This is a genomic window from Rhizobium sp. CRRU65 (genome assembly GCF_048551595.1).
GTDB lineage: Bacteria > Pseudomonadota > Alphaproteobacteria > Rhizobiales > Rhizobiaceae > Rhizobium > Rhizobium leguminosarum_J.
Genome location: NZ_JBLYZH010000006.1, coordinates 261,649 through 282,242, shown reverse-complemented (window position 1 = coordinate 282,242; position 20,594 = coordinate 261,649). Strand labels below are relative to the sequence as shown.

Annotated in this window: 19 protein-coding genes; 11 read left to right on the top strand and 8 right to left on the bottom strand. The window is 59.7% G+C overall.

The window, feature by feature from the left end; all coding sequences use genetic code 11:
- Positions 1 to 25: 25 nt before the first annotated feature.
- Positions 26 to 520, top strand: a complete 495-nt coding sequence (locus tag ACM5SV_RS15250; protein ID WP_012758270.1) for a CreA family protein — start codon at positions 26 to 28, stop codon at positions 518 to 520.
- Between the two features lie 109 nt (positions 521 to 629).
- Here ACM5SV_RS15250 and ACM5SV_RS15245 read toward each other — a convergent pair whose 3' ends face one another.
- Positions 630 to 1,100 carry a chemotaxis protein CheW gene (locus ACM5SV_RS15245; RefSeq protein WP_003541378.1) on the bottom strand — a complete coding sequence of 157 codons (471 nt, stop codon included), beginning with the start codon at positions 1,098 to 1,100 and terminating at the stop codon, positions 630 to 632.
- 319 nt (positions 1,101 to 1,419) lie between these two features.
- Here ACM5SV_RS15245 and ACM5SV_RS15240 point away from each other — a divergent pair, with 319 nt between their 5' ends.
- Positions 1,420 to 2,022, top strand: coding sequence for an SCO family protein (locus ACM5SV_RS15240; protein ID WP_026157424.1), 603 nt, complete (start codon positions 1,420 to 1,422; stop codon positions 2,020 to 2,022).
- Between the two features lie 68 nt (positions 2,023 to 2,090).
- The gene (locus ACM5SV_RS15235; RefSeq protein ID WP_113545206.1) at positions 2,091 to 2,969 is read left to right on the top strand and encodes a 50S ribosomal protein L11 methyltransferase; all 879 of its coding nucleotides are present in this window, start codon (positions 2,091 to 2,093) and stop codon (positions 2,967 to 2,969) included.
- Between the two features lie 417 nt (positions 2,970 to 3,386).
- Here ACM5SV_RS15235 and ACM5SV_RS15230 read toward each other — a convergent pair whose 3' ends face one another.
- Positions 3,387 to 3,560 (bottom strand): hypothetical protein, encoded by a 174-nt coding sequence (locus tag ACM5SV_RS15230; protein WP_012758267.1) that lies wholly within the window; start codon positions 3,558 to 3,560, stop codon positions 3,387 to 3,389.
- Positions 3,561 to 3,839: 279 nt separating this feature from the next.
- Between ACM5SV_RS15230 and ACM5SV_RS15225 the strand changes: the two genes are divergently transcribed.
- Entirely contained in the window at positions 3,840 to 5,675 is a 1,836-nt protein-coding gene (locus ACM5SV_RS15225) for an aminopeptidase P family protein (protein WP_032996676.1), read from the top strand.
- Positions 5,676 to 5,744: 69 nt separating this feature from the next.
- On the opposite strand, the gene ACM5SV_RS15220 is transcribed toward ACM5SV_RS15225, so the two are convergent.
- Positions 5,745 to 6,053 carry an AzlD family protein gene (locus ACM5SV_RS15220; RefSeq protein ID WP_012758265.1) on the bottom strand — a complete coding sequence of 103 codons (309 nt, stop codon included), beginning with the start codon at positions 6,051 to 6,053 and terminating at the stop codon, positions 5,745 to 5,747.
- A 3-nt stretch (positions 6,054 to 6,056) separates the two neighbouring features.
- A complete protein-coding gene (locus ACM5SV_RS15215; RefSeq protein WP_012758264.1) occupies positions 6,057 to 6,788 on the bottom strand; it encodes an AzlC family ABC transporter permease in 732 nt (243 codons plus the stop codon).
- A gap of 132 nt (positions 6,789 to 6,920) precedes the next feature.
- On the opposite strand from ACM5SV_RS15215, the gene ACM5SV_RS15210 reads away from it, so the two are divergent.
- Both ACM5SV_RS15210 and ACM5SV_RS15205 read left to right on the top strand, forming a co-directional pair.
- Entirely contained in the window at positions 6,921 to 7,166 is a 246-nt protein-coding gene (locus ACM5SV_RS15210) for a DUF2164 domain-containing protein (RefSeq protein WP_012758263.1), read from the top strand.
- 164 nt (positions 7,167 to 7,330) lie between these two features.
- Positions 7,331 to 8,923, top strand: coding sequence for a hypothetical protein (locus ACM5SV_RS15205; RefSeq protein WP_222014177.1), 1,593 nt, complete (start codon positions 7,331 to 7,333; stop codon positions 8,921 to 8,923).
- Between the two features lie 197 nt (positions 8,924 to 9,120).
- Here ACM5SV_RS15205 and ACM5SV_RS15200 read toward each other — a convergent pair whose 3' ends face one another.
- From ACM5SV_RS15200 to ACM5SV_RS15190, 3 genes are all read right to left on the bottom strand, one after another.
- Positions 9,121 to 9,786: a dihydrofolate reductase family protein gene (locus tag ACM5SV_RS15200; protein ID WP_012758261.1), complete on the bottom strand. Its 666-nt coding sequence runs from the start codon at positions 9,784 to 9,786 to the stop codon at positions 9,121 to 9,123.
- A gap of 99 nt (positions 9,787 to 9,885) precedes the next feature.
- Positions 9,886 to 10,512 carry a bifunctional nicotinamidase/pyrazinamidase gene (gene pncA / locus ACM5SV_RS15195; RefSeq protein ID WP_012758260.1) on the bottom strand — a complete coding sequence of 209 codons (627 nt, stop codon included), beginning with the start codon at positions 10,510 to 10,512 and terminating at the stop codon, positions 9,886 to 9,888.
- A gap of 314 nt (positions 10,513 to 10,826) precedes the next feature.
- The gene (locus ACM5SV_RS15190; RefSeq protein WP_012758259.1) at positions 10,827 to 11,324 is read right to left on the bottom strand and encodes an EF-hand domain-containing protein; all 498 of its coding nucleotides are present in this window, start codon (positions 11,322 to 11,324) and stop codon (positions 10,827 to 10,829) included.
- A gap of 402 nt (positions 11,325 to 11,726) precedes the next feature.
- On the opposite strand from ACM5SV_RS15190, the gene ACM5SV_RS15185 reads away from it, so the two are divergent.
- Complete coding sequence (locus tag ACM5SV_RS15185) at positions 11,727 to 12,074, top strand: hypothetical protein (protein WP_012758258.1); 348 nt, start codon at positions 11,727 to 11,729, stop codon at positions 12,072 to 12,074.
- Between the two features lie 24 nt (positions 12,075 to 12,098).
- Here the strand turns inward: ACM5SV_RS15185 and ACM5SV_RS15180 are convergent, their stop codons facing one another.
- Positions 12,099 to 14,579, bottom strand: a complete 2,481-nt coding sequence (locus ACM5SV_RS15180; protein ID WP_222014176.1) for an ATP-dependent helicase — start codon at positions 14,577 to 14,579, stop codon at positions 12,099 to 12,101.
- Positions 14,580 to 14,826: 247 nt separating this feature from the next.
- Here ACM5SV_RS15180 and ACM5SV_RS15175 point away from each other — a divergent pair, with 247 nt between their 5' ends.
- The 4 genes from ACM5SV_RS15175 to ACM5SV_RS15160 all read left to right on the top strand — a co-directional run bounded on the left by ACM5SV_RS15175 (position 14,827) and on the right by ACM5SV_RS15160 (position 20,509).
- On the top strand, positions 14,827 to 15,303 hold the full coding sequence (locus tag ACM5SV_RS15175; protein ID WP_221990078.1) for a VOC family protein: 477 nt from the start codon (positions 14,827 to 14,829) through the stop codon (positions 15,301 to 15,303).
- A gap of 431 nt (positions 15,304 to 15,734) precedes the next feature.
- Positions 15,735 to 17,678, top strand: coding sequence for a PrkA family serine protein kinase (locus ACM5SV_RS15170; RefSeq protein WP_012758255.1), 1,944 nt, complete (start codon positions 15,735 to 15,737; stop codon positions 17,676 to 17,678).
- A gap of 12 nt (positions 17,679 to 17,690) precedes the next feature.
- Positions 17,691 to 18,962 carry a YeaH/YhbH family protein gene (locus ACM5SV_RS15165; protein ID WP_221973179.1) on the top strand — a complete coding sequence of 424 codons (1,272 nt, stop codon included), beginning with the start codon at positions 17,691 to 17,693 and terminating at the stop codon, positions 18,960 to 18,962.
- The gene (locus ACM5SV_RS15160) at positions 18,959 to 20,509 is read left to right on the top strand and encodes a SpoVR family protein (protein WP_113545200.1); all 1,551 of its coding nucleotides are present in this window, start codon (positions 18,959 to 18,961) and stop codon (positions 20,507 to 20,509) included. The genes ACM5SV_RS15165 and ACM5SV_RS15160 overlap by 4 nt, the downstream gene beginning before the upstream one ends.
- The last annotated feature ends 85 nt before the right edge of the window (positions 20,510 to 20,594 follow it).

Here is a 20,594-nt window from a genome sequence, read left to right as displayed (position 1 = left end):
AATGCGGGTTATTCAGGGAGCCGCCATGTCCAGACTGCGCAATCTTCTCCTCGCCGCCTTCTCTTTCGCCGCCCTTTCCACAGGTGCTGCCTCGGCCGAAGTCGTCGGCAAGGTTGGGGTCGACTGGATCGGCAACGACATCATCGTCGAGGCGGTCTCCGACCCTGAGGTCAAGGGCGTTACCTGCCACGTCACCTATTTCGACCGCAGCCTGATCGACCGGCTCAAGAACGGCAACTGGTTCGAGGACCCGTCCAACAACTCCATTGCCTGCCGGCAGACCGGGCCGATCGAGATCGGCAATATCGACCTGTCCAAGGATGGCAGCGAGGTGTTTCGCCAGGGCATGTCGCTGATCTGGAAGACTCTGGTCGTCAACCGCATCTACGACAAGACGAACGACACGCTGATCTATCTCGCTCATTCGCGCGAACTGACCGACGGCTCGGCGAAGATGTCGATCTCGACCATTCCGCTCTATGGGCAAAGCGTGACCTGGAAGAACGGGAAGCCGCAATAGGGTTTCTGCGGTGAGATTTTGGAAAGAGCGGCGCCTCCCTTTTTCGCTCATTGCAAAATCAAAAAGGCCCGGACGAGCCGGGCCTTCGAATTCCAGAAATGGATAGCCCTCAGGCGGCCTGCGTCAACTCGTCGGCAATGACCGTGTCGAGGTTCAGGAAGCAGACCATGGTCTTTTCGAGCGCGACGATGCCGCGGCAGAAAGCGCGCTGGGCTTCCGGGATGATTTCCGGCGGCGGCTGAAGGTCTTCGCTCTTGATGGTCATCATGTCGGAAACCTGCTCGACCAGCAGGCCGACCAGCTTGCCGGCGATGTCGGTGACGATGATCGCCGAGCGCTCGGAGGGCTCGGTCATCTTCATGCCGAGGCGGCAGGCCATGTCGATAACGGGGATCACGGCGCCGCGCAGGTTGATGAGACCCAAGACGTAGGGCGGGGTGTGCGGCATCGGCGTCACCGGCGCCCAGCCGCGGATTTCGCGGATGGCCATGATGTCGATGCAGAATTCCTGATCGCCCAGGTGGAACGAAACGATTTCGAGATAAGCGCCCGACTGCTTGATGGCGTTATTGTTGTTCATGGTCAGAATTCTTCCCAGTTGTCCCCAGCGGGAGAGGCGATGTAGAACCGCCGTTAAATATAGATGTGACGGCTTAAGTCTTTCCTAACGATATGTATTTTCGGATTGGCCGTCTCTCCAGAGGTAAGCTATTCAAACACATGCATTTTTGATCCGTGCAGATTCCTGAGGGCGGATTTCGTTGCCGTGGCAGTTTCTACCGGTGAGACAATTCAACACGGGTTCGAAAACATATTCTTGAATTGCGCGCCTTCGGTCGAGGCTATAATCACGCCAGCAGGGGCGGGCGGCACATCCGCCTGGATTGAGGATCATGCCAATGAAGACATTCCGCATCGCCGTTTGGGTCGGTGTCCTGATACTTGCCGGGTTTCTCGGAGCGTTTACGCTCAACCTGACGAAGTCGAAGGATGTGGTGGCCGAACCGCCCTTCGGCGTACCCTTCACCCTGGTCTCCCAGAACGGACAGCCGATCACCGAGCAGGCGCTGCGCGGCAAGCCGACGGCGCTGTTTTTCGGCTTCACCCATTGCCCGGAAGTCTGCCCGACGACGCTTTTCGAGCTGAACGGCTGGATGGAGAAGGTCGATCCGAAGGGCGACAAGCTGCAGGCCTATTTCGTGACCGTCGATCCGGAGCGCGACACGCCTGAGATCATGAACGAATACGTCTCCAACGTTTCCAAGCGCATCACTGGCATTTCCGGCGCGCCTGACAAGATCGCCGAGGTTATCAAGGGGTTCCGCGTCTACGCCAAGAAGGTGCCGGTCGACGAGAAGGATCCGAATGGCGACTATACGATGGATCACACCGCCTCGGTCTTCCTGCTTGATTCGGCCGGGCGGTTTTCCGGAACAATCGCCTATGGCGAAAACCCGGACACGGCGGTAAAGAAGCTAGAGAATCTCGTCAACAAGGGGTGATGGTTTCAGCGTGATGGGGCGTTGGCTCGACCGATGGCGGGCAACGGAAACGGGAAAGACCGCCTATCGTGAGTGAAATCCGCCTTTACGTGACGACGACCGAAAGCAAGGCCGAAGAGATCCTCGACCTTCTGAGCACGGTCTTCGGTGAAGAAGACTTTGCCATCGGCACCACCGAGATCGATGAGAAGAAGGATATCTGGGAAGCCTCGATCTATATGATGGCCGAGGACGAGACTGAGGTGCAATCCCGGGTCGAGGACGCATTGAAGGCCTCTTTCCCCGAGGCCCGGCTGGAACGGGAAGTCATCCCCGAAATCGACTGGGTGGTGAAATCGCTGGAGGGACTGAAGCCCGTCAGGGCAGGGCGTTTCCTGGTGCATGGCTCGCATGACCGCAATAAGATCCGCCCCGGCGACATTGCCATCGAGATCGATGCCGGCCAGGCCTTCGGCACTGGCCATCACGGAACGACGGCCGGCTGCCTCGAGGTGATCGATGCCGTGGTGCGCTCGCGCCTGGTCCGCAACGCGCTCGATCTCGGCACCGGCAGCGGCGTACTGGCGATTGCGGTGCGCAAGCTCAGGAACATACCGGTGCTTGCGACCGACATCGATCCGATCGCGACGAAGGTGGCGGCCGAGAACGTGCGCCGCAACGGCATCGCCTCGGGCATCGTCACCAGGACCGCACCGGGCTTTCATTCGACCGCCTTTTCAGAGCAGGGTCCCTTCGATCTCATCATCGCCAATATTCTCGCGCGGCCGCTGATCCGCATGGCGCCGAAGCTTGCGACGCATCTTGCGCCTGGCGGATCAGTTATTCTCTCCGGCATCCTTGCCGGGCAACGCTGGAAGGTGATTGCCGCCTATAGTGGCGCGAGGCTTCGCCATGTCAGAACCATCTGGCGCAATGGCTGGGTGACTATTCATCTCGATCGGCCTTGATTTTTCAAGGCTGTGAGCAGGTGATTGCTCCTGCAAACGCATGCCATGCTTAAGGCAACGCGCCTCGTCCCCACCCTCATCCCTGTGCCCGTCACAGGGATCCAGCCACCGCGCGTCTGCGCGGTGAATAACTCCATACGAGCTTGAAGAGAGTTTCCCGCGCCCAAGGACTTGGGCGCACTGGATCCCTGTGACAAGCACAGGGATGAGGGCGGTGGCGGGTGCCGCACCGCCTTATCGAAACGGAGCCGCTCCGTCACCTTGTTGAAGACAACAAAAAAGGCGGTGCCGATGGCACCGCCTTGGACCGGTCTATCCGGTCAATGCCCGCGAGCTCAAGGGGAGGAGCGCTCAAGCGGGCTCTACTGCATTCCAATAGGCCGGTCCGGGAGGGAGGAGACGGACTGGCTTTCAGGCTTAGAACGCGTAGCTGAGGGCGCCCTTGTGGCGCGTGGCCCGCTGGCCGGCGCCGAGCAGCTTGAGGCTGTCCTCGTTCTGCGGGCGGCGGGCGCCGATTACGTGACGCACGGTCTGGCGTTCGCCAGCCTGCACCGGGCTGCTATATGCGAAGCGCGAGAGAGAGGCGGTCATTTCAAGAATTCCTTTGTTTACAGGTTCATCGCGAACCGTTCGATGACGCCTATATAGCTATTCTGAAATGCGGAGGCAGAGGGTTTTGCTCATGGGAGCCATGCGGCCAATGCATAAAGCGTGCCAAATTAACTTTTGGCGTCACAGTTCCGTCAAAATGTTGAGCGGCCCCAGGGGTTTCGACTCGTTTGGTCGCTTTTTCTCCCCATCGGTTGAAATTTCGCTAACATGGCCGGCATTCCATTAACCGGATTCGTCTCAATCATTCGGGTTTCCAGCATGTTCCAGTCTTTCGAGGTTACCTCCACGCCGCAATTCGGCAGGGATCGTGTATCGGCGCTGCGCGCCGGTTTCGATTCGCTCGGCATCGACGCCTTCCTCGTGCCGCGCGCCGATGAATTCAACGGCGAATATGTTCCCGCATGTTCAGAGCGCTTGGCATGGCTGACGGGCTTTACCGGCTCGGCCGGCATTGCGCTGATCCTGCGCACGCAGGCGATCGTCTTCGTCGACGGACGCTATGTGACGCAGCTTGCCGAACAGGTCGACGGTTCGGTCTTTTCGGGCGGCGATCTCGTCAACGAGCCGCCACATCTCTGGCTTGCCGGAAACGGAGCCAAGGGGCTGCGGCTCGGCATTGACCCCTGGCTGCACGCAGGGGCTGAGGTGCGCCGTCTGGAAAAAGCGCTGTCGCAGATCGGCGGAACGCTGATATTCCTGCCGCACAATCCGCTCGACAGGCTTTGGGCTGACCGACCGGCCGAGCCGCTCGGCGCGGTCAACATCCAGAACGTGGCGCAGGCCGGCGTGCTGGCGAGAGAGAAGATCGCGACGATCGCCGCTGATCTTTCGAAGAAGAACCTTGCGGCGGTGCTGATCGCCGATCCCTCTTCGGTCGCCTGGACCTTCAATATCCGCGGCGCCGACGTGCCGCATACGCCGCATCCGCTGGCGCGTGCCATCATCCATGCCGACGGGCGGGCCGAGATCTTCCTCGACAAGCGCAAGACCGGCATCGAGCCGGAGGCCTATCTCGCGCAGATTTGCACCCAGTTGCCACCATCGGTGCTGGAAGAAAAGCTCGCCGCCGTTTCCAGGGATGGTGGCCGCGTGCTGATCGACCCTGACATCGCCGCCTATGCGTTGGCCGAGATCATCCGCAAGGCGGGCGGCGAAGTGGTGGAGGGCGCCGATCCCGCCAAGCTGCCGCGTGCGGTGAAGAACGACGTCGAGATCAACGGCTCGGCCGCCGCGCATCTGCAGGACGGTGCGGCGATGGTGGAATTCCTCTATTGGCTGTCGCAGACCAAGCCCGGCACGGTGAGCGAGATCACGGCCGCCGAGCATCTCGAAGCGGCGCGCGCCCGCGTCGGCCAGAGCGTGCAGAACCCGCTGAAGGACATTTCCTTCGACACGATTTCGGGCGCCGGCGAACATGCGGCGATCATGCATTACCGCGTGACGACCGAGACCAACCGGATGATCGAGGCCGGCGAACTCTTTTTGATCGATTCCGGCGCGCAATATATCAACGGTACGACCGACATCACCCGCACCGTCGGCATCGGCAGAGTTTCGGAAGAGCATCGGCGCTTCTTCACGCTGGTGCTGAAGGGGATGATAGAGATCAGCACCGCGCGTTTCCCGAAGGGCACGCGCGGCTGCGATCTCGATCCGCTGGCGCGCATCGCACTGTGGCGGGCCGGCGCCGATTTCGCTCACGGCACAGGCCACGGCGTCGGCTCCTATCTCTCGGTGCATGAGGGGCCGCAGCGCATCTCCAGGCTGTCGACACAGGAACTGCTGCCCGGCATGATCCTTTCGAACGAGCCGGGCTATTACCGGCCCGGCAGCTTCGGCATCCGCATCGAGAACCTGATCTATGTGCGCGGGGCCGAGGAGATCGAGGGCGGCGATGCGCCGATGCTCGGATTCGAGACGCTGACTTTCTGCCCGATCGACCGCAGTCTCGTCATTCCCGAGCTTCTGACCCACGACGAGCTGCACTGGTTCAACGACTATCATCGCCGCACATGCGAGGCGCTGATGCCGCTCATCCACGATCACGATGTCAGGGCGTGGCTCGAAAACGCGACGCTGCCGCTGGAATATTGAGAAAGCGGTATTACGGCGTCGGCGACGCTGCAATGCCTTGAATTTCTGCGCCGGCTTTCGGGCCGGTGCTCAGACGCCGATCGTGTGGCGCCAGGTCATCACGACGATCCAGGCGGCGACCAGCATCCATGTATGGCTGAAGCGCAGGCCGATGAAGAGGGCGACGATCAGCGCCAGCTTCGATTCCCAGCCGCCGATGAAGAAAGCGGGGGCAACCAGCGTCGTCAGCACGGCGGCCGGCACGGCATTCAGCGCCGCCTCCATGCGCGGGGGGATGCTCTTCATTCGGGTGATGAGGATATAGCCGCCGATGCGGGTGGCGAAGGTGGCGGCGGCTGCGGCGAGGATAACGAGCGCCATGTGTAGATCGAATTCCATGGCTCAGACCTCGTGCACTTCGGATTGAAGGGCGTCGGCTTCGAGGTCTGGCTGTTGCGGCGGCAAAGGCAGCACGGCGGCGAGCACGATGCCGGCGGCAGCACCGAGGCTGACATGCCAGGGCGAGCCGACGTAACGGTAGGCGAACACGGAAGCCACTGCGCTGACGAGCGCCACAGGCAGGAAATTGTCTCGCTTGCGGAAGCCGAGGACGATGCCGAGGAAATAGGCCGGCAGCAGGATGTCGAGGCCGATGGCCTTGGGATCGCCGATGAAGCCGCCGAGCATGCCGCCGGCGACGCTGATCAGCACCCAGGGAATGTAGATGATGATGGCAAAGCCGAAATACCAGGCGAAGGTGAGTTGCCGGCCGCTCTCGGCGCGCTTTACTGCTTCGGCGAATTGCGGATCGACGAGCAGGAAGAAGGTGAAGAATTTCTGCACCGGCGTGAAGTGGCCGATGTAGCGCGCCAGCGCCGCCGAATAGAGCACGTGGCGGAAATTGACGGCGAGGATCGACAGCACAATCAGCCAGGCGTGGACATTGTGACCGAAGAGTTCGATGCCGACCATCTGGCTGGCGCCGGCATAGACGGTGGCGCTCATGAAGGCGGCTTCGGAGAGCGACATGCCATTTTCGACCGCAAGCGCTCCGAAGAGCGCGCCAAAGGGCGCCGATGCCAGCGCAACGGCGGAGCCGCCTCGCAAACCTTCAACAAAGTCGGCGCGATTCATGCGATCTTACCTGTTGGAATTCAGGTTTCCCCTTATGGTCTACGGCTTGCAACGGCAATTGAATTTCATTGATTGACCAATCGATTTCGCTGAACCATCAAAGTCCTGATCGCATTCGGTAAAGAGGCAAACATGAAGAAGATCGAGTTTTCGAAGGAAGAAAAGGCTGAGATCGTTTCGCGCATCCGCGCTTATTTCGACCGGGAACTCGATCCCATCGGTGCATTGCCGGCTGAATTCCTGCTTGACTTCTTCGCCGAGGAGATAGGGCCGTACTTCTACAATCGAGGGCTAAGAGATGCCCAGGCCGCCTTGTTGCAGAGAATGGAAGACCTAGCCGAAGACATCCATCTTCTTGAGAGGGAGGAAAAATTCTAAAGCGCGCCACGATCTTTCAGATTCGCTTGTCGCGTTTAAACCGCTGCCCAGTTTGCGCGACATGCTTCAGCGCCCCTGAAATCAAAAGATGGCCTTCACTTAACGCCAAATTATTTCTGCGCCGATATGGTCGTGACGCTTTCGTTCACCGGGTTGCGTGTTATTTGGCCGTGATTGTCTCTGCTATCGATGAACCTCGATCCGCCAAGCTTGGCAAGGCGTTGATCTTTATGGTCTGGCTTGCGTTGGCGTCTGCGCTTTGCTGGTTTGAAACGGTCTGGCGTGACGAAGTTCGTGCTTTGTCACTCGCCCTCCAGGGGGATAATTTCATCGATATGCTTCGCCAGATGCATGGCGAGGGTCATCCTGCTCTCTGGTATATCCTGCTGCGCGCCGCCTATGTTCTGGTCGGCTCACCTGTCGTCCTGAAGATCGTCGCACTGACGATTGCAGCGACCGCGGCCTATCTTCTTGTTTTCAGGCTGAAACTGCCGCTTTCCATCATGCTGCTGTCGCTGTTCAGCAGCTTTTCGGTTTACGATTATGCCGCGATGTCGCGAAATTACGGCATCAGCATGCTGGTGATTTTCCTTATCGTCCTGAGTTGGGAGAAAGGAACACGCAACGGGCTATTGCTCGGCCTATTGTTTACCTTGCAGGCAAATACCAACGTCCATTCGGTCGTCCTCGTCGGCGGCTTCCTCGCCTATTGGTTTTTCGACTTAATTCTGGCGCGGCCAAGGCCTGCTGTGACAGAATATCGGGCCTTTGCGACAGCCGCTGCCATTGCCGCGGTTGGAATTGTTCTATGTTTCGTAACAGTCTATCCGACCTTCAACGATACGGGGCAGAACGATCTCAGTGGCAAGAATTTCGCTTTGCTTGCCCTTGGTGCACTCGCCGCGCCCAGTTCCCATTTTATGGAATTCTATCCCAACAGCGTCCTTGAACTGGTCGTGGCATATCCGCTGGCCTCCCGGATTTTCGCAGCGTTGATGTCCGTGCTCATCTATGGCAGCCTGCTGGCGCTGGCGCACCGGCGGCCGGCGATGATCGCAGCCGGACTGGTTCTCGTAGGGCTTTCGCTGCTTTTTACGCTTGTCTATCCCGGTGGATACAGACATCAGGCGCTCTGGCTGGTTTTCATGATCGCGATCACCGCCTTGACCACACATACTCAGCGCGAGCGGACGCGCGCTGCCGGCATCGAGGCTGCCGGCGGCTTCGTAAAGTTCGGACGTCTCTGCTTCCTGATATTGCTGGCGCTACAGGTCGTGTCCGGTATCGAAAAGATCAATCAGGCCTTCATCGCCGAAATACCCCTGAGCCGAAGCAAGGATCTCGGTGCGTTCATTCAATCGCGCCCCGATCTCAAGGATGCGGTCATTATGGCGGATCCCGACTACCTGGTGGAAGCCTTGCCCTATTACGTCCCCAACCGCACCTATCTTCTGCGGGAGGAGCGGTTCGGCGCCATCGTGCGATATACCCGCAACGCCCGGCTTTCGCTCAGCCTTGCCGATATTCTGCAAACGGCACATCGATTGCAGCAGAGTGAACATGTGCCGGTCGTCATTCTTCTTTCGCAGCGGCTTGATCAGATTACTGCGCCCGTCTCCCTGCGTGAAAGCTACGTTTGGCGATTGTCTCTGACGCCGGAAGACATTTCTGCATTCCAGAGCGCGACAAACCTCATCAAGCGCTTCGGCACGGTTGCCGGAAGCGATGAGACGTTCGACGTCTACGTGCTGAAATAAGATGCCAGCCAGCAGCTTATTCGCACAACACGCCCACGCATTTGATCATTGTGATGCCATGCGCCGGCATCTCGCCGATCGCGGCGGCAATACCTTCGGGAGTGGTGCCGCGACTGGAGCGCGACCAGAAGAAGAAGGGCAGGAGCCTATAAGCGGGACGGGACGGCGCTCGCGGCCCCGCAACCGTGGAGGCGCGTTCAGCCTTCGCGCTTCATTCGCTCCCGGCGTTCGATCTCAGCCTCCGAGGGCTGCGCCAGCTCGAATGTGCCTGTCTTGATTGCGCCGGCACGCTCGTAGACGCTCATGATCACGCCCGTCGTCGATATCGTGTTGGCGGTGAGCTTCAGCGCCTCCGGCTTGGCGCCTTGACCGAACAGGCGTTTGCCCGGGCCAAGCACGAGCGGGAAAGTCAGAAGCCGGAGCTCGTCGATCAGGTCATGCGCCAATAGGGTCTGCAACAGGCCGCTGCTGCCCTGTGTCAGGAGGGCGGGGCCATCCTGCTGCTTCAACCGGGCGATTTCGGCAGCTGCATCGCCGCGCAGAGCGACGGAATTTGCCCAGGTGAGCGGCTGCGTGGAAGTGGTCGCGACATATTTGGTCACGGCGTTGAAGACCTTGCCAATCGGATCGTCTTTCCCTACGAAGGGCCAGTGCGCGGCGAAGATTTCGTAGGTCTTGCGGCCGAGCACCAGTTCGAAGGGATCGGTAAAGATCCCGCCCATGAACTGGCCCATCGGCTCGTCCCAATAGTTAACGGTCCAGCCGCCCTGCGTGAAGCCGCCGGTCGGATCCTCCCGCGGCCCGCCCGGCGCCTGCATGACACCGTCCAAACTGACGAAGGCTGCAGCAACAAGCTTTCTCATCTCTCGACTCCCATTGTTGGTGTGTTCAGAGCCAAGGACGGATTGGCTTGCCCCGATCCGACATCCGACGCGGTTTTTTCGGGCGGTATCCGAGCTGAACTAGCCGGCCAGGATCTTGGTGCTGTCGACGATCGCGATGCCATGCGCCCGCATCTCCTCGATGGCGGCGGCGACGCCTTCGGGCGTGATGCCGCGGCTTGCATCCTCGATGAAGCGGACGCGGACACCCGGCATCATCTCCAGCGCGTCGAGCGCGGAGAACTTGACGCAGTAGTCGGTCGCCAGCCCGCAGACGTCGAGGTCGGTGACGCCCTGATCCTCAAGGAAATCGGAAAGGCCGGTCGAGGCATCGCGGTCATTGTCGCGGAAGGCCGAATAGCTGTCGATATCAGGATCCTCGCCCTTCTGCTGAATCAGGTCGATCTCTTCGGATTTGAGCTCGGGGTGCAGTTCGGCATCGAGCGTACCCTGCATGCAGTGGTCGGGCCACATCATCTGCGGCTTGCCCGACAGTTCTCCCATCTCGAAGGGGGCGGCACCGGGATGGGCGGAGGCGAAGCTGCCGTGGCCCGGCGGATGCCAGTCCTGCGAGGCGACGATCAGATCGTATTTGCCGCTGTCGATCAGTCTGTTTGCGACGGGAACCACCTTGTCGCCCTCCGGCACCGGCAGATTGCCGCCCGGACAGAAGCCGTTCTGAATATCGACGAGCAGCAGCGCTTTCATCAAGGCCAATCCCTTCGCTTTATTGCAGTGTAAGACGCCAAGCACACTGAATGGATCAACTAGTGGATTTCCAGACGCGGACGCGCAAGTGTTAAATCTGGCACTAGCGGTAGTAAGTCGTCGAAACAGAATGCTCTAATGCAATCATTACGATAGCTGGCGGCGGTTCTCGTGTTGAAATCGAACGGAGGGGAAGGCGCGTGCATGATTTCCGCATCGCGGACACAGCCCGCGACGGCGGCAATTGCCGCGTAGGACGCTTTTGTGCGGCATCGATGGATCGAGGCTCCCCCGGCAGAGCCCGGATCTCCCGGCTAGGCCGCCGCCACGTTGTCGGCTGCAGAATCACCTGCTGCGGCGGAAGCGCCGTAGGTATTGCGGTAGGCCTGAAGGGCCGTCTGCATGTCGCTCAGCACTTTGGTCAGGAGCGGATCGCTGTCGCCTGAAGTCTTGATGCTGTTCGGATCGGCGGCAAGAAATTCAGACTCGGTCAACTTGCCGTCGCCATTCGTATCCATTGCGGCGAAGACACCCTTGGAAGCGCCCTCGCTCTGATCGCCGCCGTCGCCCTGATCGTCACTGCCGTCGGTCTTCTGCATGGACAGCATCAGCGACAGGATGTCGGCGGTAATCTTCTTGACGATATCGGTGCTGCTGTCGTCGCTGTCGGTCGACGCCGTGGCCGAAGTCGAGGACTGCGAGGCGGCGGCCAACTCGTCCGCCGAAATGACGCCGTCGCCATTCTTGTCCAGACTGGAAAGCGGAGACTGATATTGAGTTAAGGTGCTGCCGAGAGATGAAACACTGGTCACTGGAACCTCCTTTGAAAAGTTCGTCGTGAAGCCCGCCTTTCATGGGCGGGCAGCCTCTGGGCTAAGCTGATTTGCGAAAGGCGTCAAAGCGACGTTTTGACAGGGCGGAAGTGCGATTGACGATGTGAGGCAACGCACGTTAACCTCTTCGGTTACCAAAGTTTTTCATTGGATTTATTGGCTTTTTTTGGCGGTCGGTTTGTCTGGGCGCGATTAAATCCATGCCGGTGTTGGCCCGAAATTGCCGTAATGGAGCACGTGGAGGAGCTATGGGCGGAGTGCTCGGGTTTGCGCGGCTGCGGCATTTCGTCTGCTTTCCGCGAGGGGCGACTTCAGGTCGACCTTGCTCCGGGTGATGATTTCTGCCTTTCTTACCCTCAGAAGCAAGACGGAAGCGAAGCCATGCCAGAGCCGGATCTCGACGAAAAGATCGACGCGACGTTTCGCAACGGGTCGCTGACGGCGGCCGGGATCATCCTTGGTTTCTCGCTCAATTTCATCAGTGTCTGGGTTTCCAATCCTAATGACTGGACCAGCATCGATATTCTGCCGATGCTGTTCCTGACCGTGGGCATCGCCGTCCAGGTGAAAGTCTTTGCCGATCTGCTGGCGCGGGACTCCCTGTTTGCCGCCAAATATGACCGGTCTCGCCGGCTCTTTCTGATCGGATTGGGAATCGTCGCGGCGGGAATGGGCATTGCCCTGATCAACGATATTCTCGGGCTCGGAAGGATGCGGATGCTCGGGTAAACTTCGCGTCATACTGACGCGAGGTCAGACGCGCTCGACGAACCCGTCCAAGACCCGCTTCTGTCCGGCCCGGTCGAACTCAATCGTCAGCTTGTTGCCCTCGATGCCGGTGATGTTGCCGTTGCCGAATTTCAGGTGGAACACGCGATCGCCGGGGGTGAATCTCGACGGTTCCGACGATGTCGATTTCGCCACCAGCTCACCTTCGATCGTGCGCCCCTTCGGGCCGCTTTCGCCGTAACCTATGCGTTCGACGGCGTGGCCGGAGCGGGTGCCCCAATTGTCGCGTGTGGCGTCGGTCTTGTTGGCCTGGGCGCGTTTCCAGCCGGGCGTGGAATAGGAATTGGTGAAGGGTTCGGCCTTGTCGAAGCGGGACTGGCCGTAGCCGCCGCGGCCGTACCCGCCGTAGCTTTGCTCCATTTCGGCGACCTCGACATGGGTTTCCGGCAGTTCATCGAGGAAACGCGAGGGCAGGGTCGATTGCCAGAGGCCGTGGATGCGGCGGTTGGAGACGAACCAGATGTGGCAGCGGTGCTTGGCGCGGGTGATGCCGACATAGGCGAGGCGGCGTTCCTCCTCCAGGCCGGCGCGGCCGCTCTCATCCAGCGAGCGCTGGTGCGGGAAGAGTCCTTCCTCCCAGCCGGGAAGGAAGACGGTGTCGAATTCGAGACCCTTGGCCGAGTGCAGCGTCATGATCGAGACGGCATCGAGGTTCTCGTTGGTTTCGGCATCCATCACCAGGGAGACGTGTTCGAGGAAGCCGCGCATCGACTCGAAGCTTTCCATCGAGCGGATCAGTTCCTTGAGGTTTTCGAGGCGGCCGGGTGCTTCGGCGCTCTTGTCGTTCTTCCACATGTCGGTATAGCCGGACTCTTCGAGAATCTGCTCGGCAAGTTCGGTATGCGGCGTGTTTTCAAGCAGTTCCTGCCATCGGCGGAAAGATTGAATTACGTCGAAGAGCGCCTTTCGCGCCTTCGGCTTCAGCTCGTCTGTCTCGATGATGTCGGCGGCTGCCGCAAGCATCGGGATATCGCGGGCACGGGCATAGTCGTGCAGCGCGCGCACCGTCGTATCGCCGAGGCCGCGCTTCGGTGTGTTGACGATGCGCTCGAAAGCGAGGTCGTCGGCCGACTGCGCAACGAGGCGGAAATAGGCCATGGCATCGCGGATCTCGAGGCGCTCGTAGAAGCGCGGGCCGCCGATAACGCGATAGTTGAGGCCGAGGGTGACGAAGCGGTCTTCGAATTCGCGCATCTGGAAGGAGGCGCGCACGAGGATCGCCATGTCGTTCAAGAGATGCTTGCCGCGCTGGAGTTGCTCGATCTCCTCGCCGATGGCGCGGGCTTCCTCCTCCGAGTCCCAGGAGGCGTGGACCTGCACCTTGGCGTCGTCCGGATCGGAGCGGTCGGTGAACAGCGTCTTGCCGAGGCGACCTTCATTATGGGCGATCAGATGGGCGGCGGCCCCGAGGATATGTTCGGTCGAACGATAGTTGCGCTCGAGCTTGATGACCTTGGCGCCGGGGAAATCCTTCTCGAAACGCAGGATATTGTCGATCTCGGCGCCGCGCCAGCCATAGATCGACTGATCGTCGTCGCCAACGCAGCAGACGTTCTGCAGCTCGCCCTTAGGGCGCTGAGCGAGAAGCCTGAGCCACATGTACTGGGCCGTGTTGGTATCCTGGTACTCGTCGACGAGGATATAGCGGAAGCGGCCGTGATATTCCTTCAGGAGATCCGGGTTTTTGCGGAAGATCGCGATCGGATGCATCAGCAGGTCGCCGAAGTCGCAGGCGTTCAGCGTCGTCAGGCGCGCCTGATAGGCAAAATAGAGATCGCGGCCACGGCCGTTGGCAAAGGCGCGGGCATCACCCTCGGGGATGTCGGCGGGGCCGAGGCCCTTGTTCTTCCAGGTATCGACCATGCCGGCGAACTGCTTGGCCGGCCAGCGCTTGTCGTCGAGACCTTCGGCCTGAATGAGCTGCTTGATGAGGCGGACGACGTCGTCGGTGTCGAGAATGGTGAAATCGGAGCGCAGGCCGACAAGCTCGCCGTGGCGGCGCAGAAGTTTGACGCCGATCGAATGGAAGGTGCCGAGCCACGGCATGCCTTCGACGGCGCCGCCGACGAGCAGCGCGATGCGCTCCTTCATCTCGCGGGCGGCCTTATTGGTGAAGGTGACGGCGAGGATCTGCGAGGGGAAGGCGCGGCCGGTGTTGAGGATATGGGCGATGCGGGTCGTCAGTACGCGCGTCTTGCCGGTGCCGGCGCCGGCGAGCACGAGGACGGGGCCTTCCAGCGTCTCGACGGCTTCGGTCTGCTCGGGGTTCAACCCGGCGAGATAATCCGGCCGCTTGCCGCCGTCGCGAGCCGCCATGGCGCGGGCGGCGATGCCGCCACCGGCGGCGGGCGCCCGTTCGGCAGGTGCGGCAGGCGGCTGCGGCTTGCGCGCCATCTCGCCCGGCTCTTCGTCGAAGAAGGGCATATCGTCGAAACTATTGCTCATGGCGCGTAATGTAGTGATTCGGGAAGGAAAGACCAGAAAAGATGTTCTGCTTTCATTCCCAAGCCGGCGGTATTCCAGGCGGTATGTTGCGGGCGGCAATGCCGCCGCCGAACCCGGCTGTGGTCGCGATGCGGGCGGGCGGGGCCAAAAATTCCGATCGCGGCCTGTCGGAACTGGCGCCGGTGAGGCGTCCTTGGGTCATCGGACAGCAGTCCGGATCAACACCCGTCAACAAGGAGGCCGTTTCATGCCGAAGATCGTTTCAAATCTCTGGTTCGCCGAGGAAGCGCGCGAAGCCGTCGAATTCTACGTGTCTGTCATCCCGGACTCCAGGATCGGCCGCACCACCATATTGCCGGCGGAAACGCCGAGCGGGCCTCCCGGCAGCGTCGAGCTGATCGAGTTCACGCTCGCCGACCAGGCCTTCCTGGCCATGAAGGCCGGCCCGCTCGATAGTTTCAACCATTCCTTCTCGATCGCGATTCTTGTGGAAAGCCAGGCCGAGATCGATCGGATATGGGACGCTTTCCTCGGCAATGGCGGCACGCCAGAGGCCTGCGGCTGGCTGAAGGACCGCTGGGGCCTTTCCTGGCAGATTGTGCCGCGTGTGCTCTCGGAGATGATCGCCGACAGCGACCGTGAGCGGGCCAGGCGCGTGACCGAAGTGATGCTCGGCATGGTCAAGATCGATGTCGCCGCGCTCGAGGATGCGTTCAACGGCTGAGAGGCCTGCGGAGACATGATCGCAATATCCGGCGCATGATCGTCATGCGCCCATTTCTCTAAGAATATCCCAAGCTTTCGAACGTCATATGGCCCGTCGCACATCGATATTCACCGATCGAAGCTGGCTCGCCGCCTGCCGATCGCTGATTTTCGAGATCTCGAATCACGGGCGACATTGCACACCTTTTTCATCTTTCTGTCACGTCGTGAAATGTGCTGATACCGCGGTGGCGTCTTTCTCCACTATACTGACCAGCAGTTTCGTACAGTAATTAAAGAACCGGTGGATGCACAATTTCGTGCATTGCTAGAAACGGCCGGTGAGCGTGGAATAACCGACGAAACTATTGATTCTCAGGAACGTCATGGCCATCTCGATGGTTATAAGGACACCTGAAGCCTGTGGCATTAACCTTGAATGGAGGGCCCATGCTGAGCGAATCCGTATTTGATGCGTTCACCCGCAGTTATGATGCGCGTCGCGAGACCGATATGTCGATCTCGGATTATCTCGACCTTTGTAAAAAAGAACCGCTTGCCTATGCCAATGCGACCGAGCGCCTGCTCGCCGCGATAGGCGAACCGCAGATGGTCGACACCGCCAGGGACACGCGCCTCGGTCGGATATTCATGAACCGGACCATCCGGATTTATCCGGCCTTTGTCGGCTTCCACGGCATGGAAGAGACAATCGAACGAATCGTTTCATTCTTCCGGCACGCGGCGCAGGGGCTCGAGGAGCGCAAACAGATCCTCTATCTGCTCGGCCCGGTCGGCGGCGGCAAGTCATCTCTGGCTGAGCGGCTGAAGCTGCTGATGGAGCTTCATCCGATCTACGTGCTGAAGGCGGGTGACGAGATCAGCCCCGTTTTCGAAAGTCCGCTCAACCTCTTCGACCCGGACACGATGGGATCGCTCCTGCAGGAGCAATACGGCATTCCCCTGCGACGCCTAAGCGGACTGATGAGCCCTTGGTGCCTGAAGCGGCTCGATGATTTTGGGGGCGATATTTCCCGCTTCCGTGTCGTCAGAGTACAGCCTTCGCGGTTGCGCCAAATTGCGATCGCCAAGACCGAGCCTGGAGACGAGAACAATCAGGATATCTCGTCGCTGGTCGGCAAGGTCGATATCCGCAAGCTGGAGACTTATTCCCAAAACGATCCCGATGCCTACAGCTATTCTGGCGGCCTCAATCGCGCCAATCAGGGCGTGCTCGAGTTCGTCGAGATGTTCAAGGCGCCGATCAAGATGCTGCATCCGCTGCTGACGGCGACGCAGGAGGGGAACTATATCGGCTCCGAGAACATCGGCGCCATACCCTTCACCGGCATCGTCCTTGCGCATTCGAACGAAGCGGAATGGCAAACCTTCAAGGCCAACAAGAACAACGAAGCCTTCATTGACCGTATTTGCGTGATCAAGGTGCCCTATTGCCTGCGCGTGACGGAAGAGCAGAAGATCTACGAGAAGCTGATCGAGGGATCGGAACTCGCGGATACACCATGCGCTCCGGCGACGCTCGAAATGCTGGCCCGCTTCTCCGTGCTGTCGCGTCTGCGCAAGCATGAGAATTCGACATACTTCTCGAAGATGCGCACCTATGACGGCGAAAGCCTGAAGGAGACGGATCCGCGCGCCCGCAGTGTCCAGGAATATCGGGATGCCGCCGGCATCGACGAGGGCATGGACGGCATATCGACCCGCTTCGCCTTCAAGGTGCTCGCCTCCACTTTCAATCACGACACCACGGATATCGGCGCCGATCCGGTTCATCTGATGTATGTGCTGGAGCAGTCGATCCGCCGCGAGCAGTTTTCCGACGATGTCGAGAAGCGATATCTGGAATTCATCAAAGCCGATCTTGCGCCGCGTTACGCAGAGTTCATTGGAAATGAAATCCAGAAGGCCTATCTTGAGTCCTATGCGGATTACGGACAGAATCTGTTCGACCGCTACGTCGACTATGCCGATGCCTGGATCGAAGACGTGGACTTCAAGGATCCCGATACCGGCCAGCTACTCGATCGCGAGCTCCTCAACCAGGAACTGACGAAAATCGAAAAGCCGGCGGGAATTGCCAATCCGAAGGATTTCCGCAACGAAATCGTCAAGTTCTGCTTGAGATCGCGGGCAGCCAACGGCGGAAAGAATCCGTCATGGACGAGCTACGAGAAAATCCGGGAAGTCATCGAAAAGCGAATGTTCTCGCAGGTCGAAGATCTTTTGCCGGTCATTTCCTTCGGATCGAAGAAGGATTCCGAAACGGAAAAGAAGCACAGCGAATTCGTCTCGCGCATGGCCGCGCGGGGTTACACGGAGAGGCAGGTTCGGCGCCTCGTCGAATGGTACATGCGCGTCAAACAGGCAAGTTAATGTGGAGCCAATATGCACATTGTCGACCGTCGGCTAAATCCGCGCGGTAAAAGTCTGGAAAATCGGCAACGGTTTCTTCGGCGCATGAAAGGCGCTGTGCAGCAGGCGGTAAAGCGTTCTCTGCAAAACCGGAACATTCGCGATGTGCTCGACGGCGGGGAAATCAGCCTGCCGATCGATGGAATGGCCGAGCCGAACTTGAGAAGGGGCGACGGCGGCATCCGCGATCATATCCTGCCTGGAAACAGGGCCTTCGTCGAAGGCGACATTCTTCCGCGCCCGCCGGGGAGCAGGGGCGGAAAACCCAAGGATGCGGGTGAGGGCGATGGTGAGGATGGCTTCCGCTTCGTGCTGACGCGCGAAGAATTCCTCGATGTGTTTCTGGACGACCTGGAACTGCCCGACCTTGCCAAACGGCGTCTGGCCGAAACCGAGGAGGAAACTCCATCGCGGGCCGGCTATTCCGTGTCGGGATCGCCGTCCAACATCGCCGTCGGTCGCACGACGAGGCTCGCGATGATGCGCCGCGTCGCGCTTCACCGTCCGCGCCGCGAAGAGATCGAAGCCCTGCAGCGGCAGATCGAGGAATGCGAGGACGACGAGAGCCGCCTGGCGCTTGAGGCAAAACTCAAGTCCCTGACGGAAAAAAGTCGGCGCATCCCCTATATCGATCCGCTCGACGTGCGATATCGCCGCTTCGAAAACGAGCCGAAGCCTGTGGCGAAGGCGGTGATGTTCTGCCTGATGGACGTCTCGGGCTCCATGTCGGAACACATGAAGGATCTGGCGAAGCGGTTCTACCTGCTGCTCTATCTTTTCCTGTCGAAGCGCTACAAGAAAGTGGAGATCGTCTTCATCCGTCACACAGACAAGGCGGAGGAGGTCGATGAGGAAACCTTCTTCTATGGTCCGGCGACGGGCGGCACGCTGGTATCCAGTGCGCTAGCGGCAATGCGCGGGATCATCGCGGCGCGTTTCGATCCGGCAGAGTGGAATATCTACGGCGCCCAGGCTTCGGACGGCGACAACGCCCATTCGGACGGAAACCTGACCGGACAGCTGCTGCACGAGATTTTGCCGCTCTGCCAGTATTTCGCCTATATCGAGGTCGGCGAAGAAGGCGGCGACTCCTCGGTATCCCGTTCACCGCTTTGGATGCTTTATGACCGGATCCGTTCCGAGTTGCCGCTTTCGATGCGCAAGGTCTGCCGGCGAAGCGAAATATTCCCTGTTTTCCACGATCTCTTCCAAAAACGTGACGCACAGTCGAGGGTGACGCCATGACCACGACGATGAGGCCAAGAGAGCGGCTGTTGTTCGAGGGGGCTGACTGGGATTTCGCAACGCTCCAGCGCATCCATGACGCCTGCGAGGAGATCGCGCTTAACGAACTCGGCCTCGACGTCTATCCGAACCAGATCGAAGTCATCACCTCGGAGCAGATGCTTGATGCCTATTCCTCGACCGGCATGCCGCTCTTTTACCGCCACTGGTCTTTCGGCAAGCACTTCGCGCATCACGAAGCTTTCTACCGCCGCGGGATGCGCGACCTTGCCTATGAGATCGTCATCAACAGCTCTCCCTGCATCTCCTACCTGATGGAGGAGAACACGGCGACGATGCAGACGCTCGTCACCGCGCATGCGGCCTTCGGCCACAACCATTTCTTCAAGAACAACTATCTCTTCAAGCTCTGGACCGATGCGGAGGGGATCCTCGATTACCTCGATTTCGCCAAGGGTTATATCACCCGCTGTGAGGAACGTTACGGCGAGACGGCCGTCGAGCGGACACTCGATGCGGCGCATGCACTGATGTCGCATGGGGTGCATCGATACGCGGGCAAGACCACCATCGACCTTCGCCAGGAGGAGAAGCGGCAACAGGAGCGCCGCGCCCATGAAGAGCAGATGTTCAACGATCTGTGGCGCACGGTTCCCGTCGGCAAGGCCCGAAAGGCCGGCGACATCGGCCTGGAAAAGCGCCGCGCCGCCCTCGGTCTCCCTCAGGACAACATCCTATACTTTCTGGAAAAGTCGGCGCCGCGGCTGCAGCCGTGGCAGCGCGAGATCCTTCGCATCGTCCGCCATGTCGCACAATATTTCCATCCTCAGCGGCAGACCAAAGTGATGAACGAGGGAACTGCCACCTTCGTCCACTACCAGATCATGAACCGGCTTCACGAGCGAGGGCAGATCAGCGACGGAAACTTCCTCGAATTCCTGAAGTCGCACGCCAACGTCGTGTTCCAGCCGAGCTACGACGATCGGCGGTTCTCGGGCTTCAACCCCTATGCGCTTGGTTTTGCGATGATGCAGGATATCGAGCGGATCGTCACGAAGCCGACGGATGAGGACCGCGCATGGTTTCCCGATATTGCTGGGCGAGGCGATGCGATGGCCGTCCTGCGCGACATCTGGGCCAATTACCGGGACGAGAGTTTTATCAGCCAGTTCCTGAGCCCGAACCTGATCCGGCAGTTGCGGCTGTTCCATCTCTACGACGATCCTGATCAAACCGAGGGGGTGCTGGTTTCGGCGATCCACAATGAGCGCGGATATTTGCGCATCCGCCGCCAGCTCTCCCGCGAATATGATATCGGCTGGACCGATCCTGCCATCGATATTGTCGATGTCGATCTCGCCGGCGACCGCCGGCTGCTGCTACAACACATCATGATGAATGGTTGCTATCTTCAGGAAAATGACACGAAGCTCGTCCTGCAGCATCTCGCCGATCTCTGGGGCTATGACGTTTTGCTTCAGGAAATCGACAGTTCCAGCGCGGTGGCGAAAGAACACACGGCGAGCCCGCGCAAGATCGTTCAGTGATCACAGATTATGCTGACGGGCGATAATGGACAATTATCGGTGGCAACAAACACAAAGCCTTAGTAGTTTACCGCCGTTGCAATCG